The following is a 7845-nucleotide window of genomic DNA, read 5'->3' as shown; positions in this document are numbered from 1 at the left end:
TTAACTTTATCTAATTTTTGATTTACTTCTTTTTAAGAAACATCCTTACACTATCATTTTATTACTTAAAAAAACCCATAAATATTATTAGTCCTCTGCTTTATATTTTTTCAATTAACTCATTTATTCTTTCTTCAGGGTAAATCGCGAACCAAAAAATTAAACCTTCATATTTTGATATTAACCAATTGCATCCATTGAAGCATTTTGAGACTCTTCCTTTCTAAATGCTTCTTCTAAAATGGATTTTAGCTTTTTGTATATTTCCCTAACTTCTTTTTTGAATTTAGGATAGAAAAACCTAAATAGATTTAACAAATCACCTAATGTATTTCAATACACTCAAACCCCATTTTATTTATTTCCTCAATTAAAAAGTTATTCATGATTGAATAATAAATTGATATTTGTTTTTTCATAGCCACTTTTCTTAAATCTTTCATTGAACCTCGTGTAAATTCGCAAAAGACAGGTAATTAAATTCTAAAAACTATATCTAAACCTCAAGTAAACACTGTTTCCTAAATTAGAAAACTGTTCTTCTTGTTTACCATAATATAACTGACCTGTGACATCAAAGTCCCAGTTTTGTGATATGCTATAGGTAAATTGTGGCATAAAAAAAACCATATCAATATCAGCAGCATATATAGAAGCTATTGAACCTGCTATTGCTGGTGTAAATGTTTTAGAAGCTTGACCAAAAAAGGACCATTTATTTGGCATCAGGTGTTTTACGTCAATAGATTCACTGTATAATTGAGAAGTATCATAAGCATTTGTGTTACTTATACCATCACTATTATATAATGTAGAAACATTTAAGGAAATATCATTTTTGAAATAATAATCAAACGAAATGGAACCTACAAAAGCATTGTCTTCGATGGAATTGCCATAGGGCATAAAATAACTTAATTCTCCTTTGAAACCCATATCTTTTATAACACCTTCCCAGCCTAACCCCAAGGTGTAATTTTCCAAATATTTGGCGACTATCATTTGAAAATCATATTGAAATTTGTTGAAATTATACTTTATAGCCACTGTATTATTTTTCCATTCATCTGTATAATTAATAGCAATTTCTAAACTGGAATTTCCAGAAGTGAAATATTTTGCTCTTAAGGCATCTGTCCCTGGTCGCTCTTCGTAATCAAAATCAAAAAAGCTGTAAGCATTAAAAAGGTCATTTGGATTCCAAACCAAATTCTTACCCCAATTTATACGCTGACGACCTAAAACCAACTGCCATTTGTTTGAATGATAATCTACATACAACCGGTCAATATTTGAAAGCATAATAAGTGCTGGCCGATTTATCAATAAAGCAGTCATATCTATATCTTGGTTTGAATTTTCAACCATTGACGCATAGTCTGGAATTGATTTGACTGAAGTGCCCCAAAATATCCTATTACGTAATTCGATTGCTAGCGTAAGATTATCATTGGCATACATCTTAAAGTTCAATCTATTATGAATTAGATTGTCATTTCCTATACTATCCAAGGAAGTAAAACTAGAAGTGTTTAAATACTTTACATAACCCGAAAAGTCTACATGTTCAGAACCCCAATTTTGCTTTTCCTGTGCCGTCATATTGATTATTGATGCAATAACCAAAATATAGAATACTATGTGCTTTGTTAACTTCAACTTAATTACTTGGTATCCTTAATTATTTTACCATCTTCCAATGTTACTATACGATGTGCCCTATCAATAACGCGTTGATCATGCGTTGAAAAAACAAATGTTATTCCTTCTTTTTCATTGAGTTGCTCCATAATGTCAAGAAGATCTGATGTGGATTTTGAATCTAGATTAGCAGTAGGTTCGTCAGCTAATACAAATTTAGGTTTGGAAGCCAATGCTCTGGCCACTGCAATTCGCTGTTGTTGACCGCCACTCATTTCATTGGGACGTTTTGATGCTTGACTTTCCAATCCAACCGATTTGAGCAAAGATTCAACTCTATTATCAATTTCTTCTTTCGATTTATGCTGCAAAAGCATAATGAAACCTACATTTTCCTTAGCGTTAAGGACTGGGATTAAATTATAAGCCTGAAACACAAAACCAATATTTTGTAATCTGAAATTGATAAGTTCGTTTTCCTTCATTCCAATGATATCTGTTTTATCGACAAGCACTTCTCCTGAATTAGGCTTGTCAAGGCCACCAATAATATTGAGCATGGTACTTTTTCCGGACCCCGAAGGACCAACAATAGCAGTGAACTCTCCCTTTTCTACAGCCAAGGATACTCCGTTAAGAGCCCTTACTTCATTGCCTTTACCCTCATTATAAACTTTTGTTAGGTTTTCTGTTTTTATAACATTCATTTTTGTTGAGTTTTAAATTTTTATCAAATAGCTTTCACGGCTTCTGCTGGATTTAATTTTAAAGCTCTTCTTGCTGGTATAATGGCTGCAATCAAAGCTACAGAAAGTGTCATTAGTGTAATATCTACATACATGGCAAATGGCAGTTTGGTAAATACTCTTGCACCCATACCTAAACTTTCCAGTCCTTTGGCCACAGCCGATAAATTGATGCCATTCCTACCAAAATATTCAATCGTCCATATTGACAACAATACACCTAGAAGCGCCGCTATAAAAGCCAAGAAAAGTGTTTCCAAAATAATCATGGTAAAGACTTTTCGTTTATCCATACCAACAGATAGCAACATCCCTATTTCTCGTTTTCGTTCCAGAACCGCCATGAGCATAGTATTAACAATGCCAAAAGCCAAGGCTAATAAGATAATCCCCATAAAAATGTAAATAAAGTTGCTCATGGCTTCTTGGGCATAGCCCAATTCTGGTGAAAGTTGATCCCAACTTTCAACGGAATTGTTTGTTTTGATTTGGTTCTCTACAGTTTCAGTTTCAGTAATGTTATCACACAAGATGGCTATTTCATGGTATTTGCCACTTAAACTAACTAGTGGAGCTAAATCATCATACTTCACAAATACATTTTCCTCATCAAACGAACTGTTTATGGTTTTAAAAATTCCTTCAACCCTAAAACCAGTTGAAACGGTATTATTATTGGAATCTTGAAAGTTGAGTACCACCTTGGAATTGACTTTAACACCTAATTTATTGGCTAGTTTTTCCCCAATGATAATTGGATTTCTTTTTAGTTTGTACAAATAGGTTCCTTGCACCAGTTTTTCTGAAATATCTGTGACATTTTTTTCTTTATCAGGGAATATTCCCATAATCTTCACACCATAATTACCATGAGCTGTAGATGCCATTCCTTGTAATACCAACCGTTTCGTATAAGCCGTTACATGACTCATGGTGTCTATTTCTTTTAAAAGAGTATTACTTCCTATGATAGTATCTTTTTTATCAAAATTTTCCTGAAAACCAGCATTGTGAATTTGGATGTGGGACAAATTTGTATTTATAAAACTACTCAAACGCTGATCGTTCATACCGGAGACCATGGCCATGATAAACAACCCAGACCAGATGCCTAAAACTACCGAAGCAATGACAATACTGCTTCGTAGTTTATTACGCCAAACGTTTCTCCAAGCAATCATTAATAATGTTTTCATTTTGTTACTTTAAAAAGTTAACCTCTCATAGCATGCAGAGGATTCAGTTTTTTAATAATTAAGATAGGATATAGAGATACCAACAAGGCTATTATGAAAATTAGTGAAGCATGCACCAAGGGCAGGTCAGGTTGTATGTAAAATGGAATTTCTGCATTAAACCCGAAGTTCTCCATCATTTCGGCTTGTGTACCAGGTAGTACCAAAGGGTCGTAGTGTTTCCACAACATGATTGGATACGCAAGAAGAACACCCATAATTACTCCCAACAATGATAGTATAATGGTTTCTATAAACACCATAAACATTAACTTGCCTTTTTTCATCCCAATAGAGACGAGCACACCAAATTCATATTTTCTTTCTTGTGTCATCATTAGTACGGTGCCAAAAATTCCAAAGATGAGAATCATGTACAGGATAGCTATCATCAACAATCCACCAACACTATCTGCTAAAATGGTTTGTTGCAATTCAGGCATCATTTGTTGCCAGTTCATTACTTCATAGTTACTGTCCAACTTGCTTGAGATTGCTTTTTGCAACGACTTAAGTTGGACATTGTCATTTTTATCTACCACAAGACTTGTAACAATGCCAGATGCACTAAAAAGATTTTGGGCATCTTCCAAGGACATCATAGCCGTAACTTTATTCAAGGCAGGGTTTTTCAAGTCTATAATTCCAGAAATATGAAATTTATCAGCAGCCAACATTCCATGGTATCCCTGTCCTACAAAAACCAAAGTATCATTGGTTTCTACTTTAAAATAAGAGGCTACTCCTTTTCCTATAATAATATCCTTTGGGTTTTGAGGAAGGAAACCTGTTATCAATTTTGAATTTATATCCTGTAATTTTTGTTCCTTCTTAAAATCAACCCCATTGAGACTAATTACTTTAGTAAGGTCGCCAAAGGACAATAAACCATAATTTTCCAATCTTGGTAAAATCGTTTCAACACCTTCTGTGTTTGACAATTGATTAATTAAGTTACTAGTTACAATTATTGAATTATCTATTGATCGATTATCCCAATATCCTTTATGATGTAGCTGTATATATCCTGTATATGAACCTACCACATTGTCTATCATACCCTTATAAGTACCCAACTGCATAGAACGCATGATTAAGGAAAGGAATATTGCTATGAGTATAGAGGCTACAGTAATTAGACTCCTTTTTTTATTACGCCAAATGTTTCTCCAGGCAATTTTTAGAATCATTGTTTACTAATTAATAATTAATGGATGCGTTTCATGTAATTGGTGGTAAAGTATTCATCAGGTATATCGATACCAAACTTCCACTGACTATAACTAATTACCGTAGATTGTCCCGGTTTATCGACCGGCACAACAGTTAGTTTTGAAGGAAGTAACTTGCTATCAAATGTTTTTACGTCCGATCCTATCATTTGATTGACCAAAAACATATCTTCATCATAAAAATCTATTTGCATCTGCATGTATTCTTTTTCATCAATCCAAATGATTATTTTTCCCCAAACAACAGCAGCATTAGGTTTTGGGGTCAACTCTATTTTCCAGCAGGTGTAACCTTTCTTTTCTTCTTCGCCAATAATTTTTTTATCGTAATCTGTCACTAAAGAGGATTGTTTTACCAAATCATCATTGGTTAAATCGGTGCCCATCCAATTCTGCAACATCATTGAAGGCGGAAACTTGACTGTCCTTTCAATCGTTGGTAGGTAATTCCAAACCTCTTTTTCCCGCATAAGAAAGACAGTACCCTTTTCTTTAGCCGGACTTGTGATAACAGAAACGGAATAATCAGAACCTTTACTCCACCCTTTCATTTTCATTTGTTTAGACCATTTAGGCCTGATAATATCGATGGTAATTTCAGAATAAGAAGACTTACCCCTGAATTTGTCATCAGCTTTTTTGACAATGTCATTAGCGTCTTGGCCAAATGAAGCATTTGATAAAATCAACAAAATGAACAATAATCTGTAATTCATAGCTCTTATTTTTTGAAGTTTATATAACCGTTTATAACGCTTTCTTTAATCTTGTTTAATGGATAACTATCACCAAAAATCATGTATTGAATTCCAATACCATCCATTAGTGCTCCTAATTTTACAGCTTCGTTTTCAGGATCATGATGTCCTATCATGGTAAAAAGTTCTTGCAATTGTTTGGTAAGTTCTTCATATACGGATGAAATTGTTTTATGAACTGACGGTATAGACCCTACATGTATGGCCAAAGACACAATAAGACTCCAAAGCTCTTTCTTTTCTTCAAGCAACTTAAAATACCCCTCAACTACTGCCTTAAATATATCTTCAGGGCTTAAATTTTTTAAATCATCTTCAGACAGATTTAATTCTGGTGCTTCCTTTAAGGCAAAATCAACAGCCTCATTTAATAATCGTTCTTTATTATCAAAGTAATTGTATAATAAACCTTTTGAGATTTTTAACTTATTAGCAATATCACTAACAGATGTATTGAAATATCCTTTAGTTGCAAATAATTTCAAGGCACCTTGAAGAATTTTTTCTTTTTGTGCCTTTTTGTGTTCTTTTAATTGTTTTTCGGTTCTTGGACTCATATTTAAAAATGAACGATTGGTCAAAATTAAATAAATTAATTTAAACAACTACAAAAAATCTCAACTAATTTGAAATTTTATGATTTATATACGAGAAAATTTACTTGATATAAAGAAGCATTTAATTCCTTATGATAGATAAAATGGTTTTAGGAATATTTCGTCATTTTTGAAGTTTCTTTTAGTCTGTCATTAAGCAACTTCATATCATCACTTACTTTTCGTTCAATGACTTTCGCATATATTTGAGTAGTTGCAATTTTGGTATGACCTAAAAGTTTTGAAACAGTTTCAATGGGCACTCCATTACTTAACGTTATTGTAGTTGCGAATGTATGACGAGCAATATGGAAAGTTAAATTCTTCTTGATTTTGCATAAATCTGCAATCTCCTTTAAATATGAGTTGAGCTTTTGATTTGAAATATTAGGGAATAAGGATTTTGTTTTCTTGGTTTTGATATGTCCTTTGTATTTCTCAATTAACTCTTCAGCTATAAGCAGTAATGGAATCTTTACTTTGTTATGTGTCTTTTGTCTATTTGTTATTATCCATTTGCCACCATCGATACCAAACGTAATATTATCTTCGTTGAGGTTCATTACATCAATGTATGATAAACCAGTATAGCAGCTAAAAACAAACAAATCCTTAACGAGCTCCAGCCTTTCAATTTCAAATTCTTTTTCGATAATAGTTTGTAGTTCATTTTCACTTAAAAACTCACGCTCATTTTTAATGTATGTTGGTTTGAATTTTATAAAAGGATCTTTATCTATCCATTCCATTTTATACGCTAATGTTACCATTTTGCGAAGTCGTTGGATATGCTTCATAACTGTATTGTTTTCCATTTGCTTTTGATGGTCCTCCGGAACATAGGAACGTAAAAACTTTTCAAAATCAACCAGAAAACGAAATGTTAATTGAGATAAATAGATGTCTTGGATTTTCTTTTTCGTTAGAAATAGTTTGATATACTTTTGAGTTGTAAAGTAATTCTTTAAAGTACCGTAACTTAAAGATTCACTCATTTGGGTGTTGTGGTAATCAACCAATGTTAGCAAAGAATATTCTTCATTATCTTCTCCTAGAAACCTTGCTTTAATAGATTGAGCACATATAAAAGCTTTCTCTTTTATAAGTTCATCGTGAGCTTCATAGATTCTATTTTTAATCTGATCTAAATACCTGTTGAGTATTCGAGATTCTTGTTTATTGCCTCTCGCTTTTCCTTTATTGGAATCCCATTCAGATACAATTACTTTTCGTTGCAAACTGATATTTGCACGTTTACCATTTACAGTAACTCTCGCAAAAACTGAAACTTGATTGTTTTTAATACGTGTGGCATTAACCCAAAATGACAGGGTAAAGGTGGTTTGTGATTGCATAGTTGTCGTCTTTTTGTTAAACATTCATTCAAGACGAAAGTCAAATCAACTATTTCAATTACAGTATTTTAAGTATCTATTCGGTTCACACTTCTTGTGTTTTGAAACTGTGAACCGAATTGTGAACCGAATTAAGTCATATTTATTCAATTCTTATGATAGTCTAAAAACCATAAAACCTTGTAAATCATACAATTTACAAGGTTTTAGTTTCTATTGGTATTAATTTTTGTCGGGGTGGCAGGATTCGAACCTGCGGCCTCCACGTCCCAAACGTGGCGC

General features: G+C 32.9%; 7 protein-coding genes. All 7 read right to left on the bottom strand.

Annotated elements, in window-relative coordinates:
* Positions 1 to 483: 483 nt before the first annotated feature.
* Positions 484 to 1602: a transporter gene (locus AAC024_RS15265; RefSeq protein ID WP_225604088.1), complete on the bottom strand. Its 1119-nt coding sequence runs from the start codon at positions 1600 to 1602 to the stop codon at positions 484 to 486.
* Positions 1603 to 1664: 62 nt separating this feature from the next.
* On the bottom strand, positions 1665 to 2348 hold the full coding sequence (locus AAC024_RS15260; protein ID WP_225604089.1) for an ABC transporter ATP-binding protein: 684 nt from the start codon (positions 2346 to 2348) through the stop codon (positions 1665 to 1667).
* Positions 2349 to 2371: 23 nt separating this feature from the next.
* Positions 2372 to 3583 (bottom strand): FtsX-like permease family protein, encoded by a 1212-nt coding sequence (locus AAC024_RS15255; protein WP_094998140.1) that lies wholly within the window; start codon positions 3581 to 3583, stop codon positions 2372 to 2374.
* Positions 3584 to 3600: 17 nt separating this feature from the next.
* Positions 3601 to 4812 (bottom strand): FtsX-like permease family protein, encoded by a 1212-nt coding sequence (locus tag AAC024_RS15250; RefSeq protein WP_225604090.1) that lies wholly within the window; start codon positions 4810 to 4812, stop codon positions 3601 to 3603.
* A gap of 17 nt (positions 4813 to 4829) precedes the next feature.
* Positions 4830 to 5570, bottom strand: coding sequence for an outer membrane lipoprotein-sorting protein (locus AAC024_RS15245; RefSeq protein ID WP_339896355.1), 741 nt, complete (start codon positions 5568 to 5570; stop codon positions 4830 to 4832).
* Between the two features lie 5 nt (positions 5571 to 5575).
* Positions 5576 to 6169 (bottom strand): TetR/AcrR family transcriptional regulator, encoded by a 594-nt coding sequence (locus tag AAC024_RS15240; RefSeq protein WP_339896354.1) that lies wholly within the window; start codon positions 6167 to 6169, stop codon positions 5576 to 5578.
* A 149-nt stretch (positions 6170 to 6318) separates the two neighbouring features.
* The gene (locus AAC024_RS15235; protein ID WP_339896353.1) at positions 6319 to 7563 is read right to left on the bottom strand and encodes a site-specific integrase; all 1245 of its coding nucleotides are present in this window, start codon (positions 7561 to 7563) and stop codon (positions 6319 to 6321) included.
* Positions 7564 to 7845 lie beyond the last annotated feature (282 nt).

This window comes from uncultured Algibacter sp. (assembly GCF_963976535.1).
GTDB lineage: Bacteria > Bacteroidota > Bacteroidia > Flavobacteriales > Flavobacteriaceae > Algibacter_B.
Note: the sequence above shows the minus strand (reverse complement) of the source record. Positions and strands in the feature narration are given on the sequence as shown.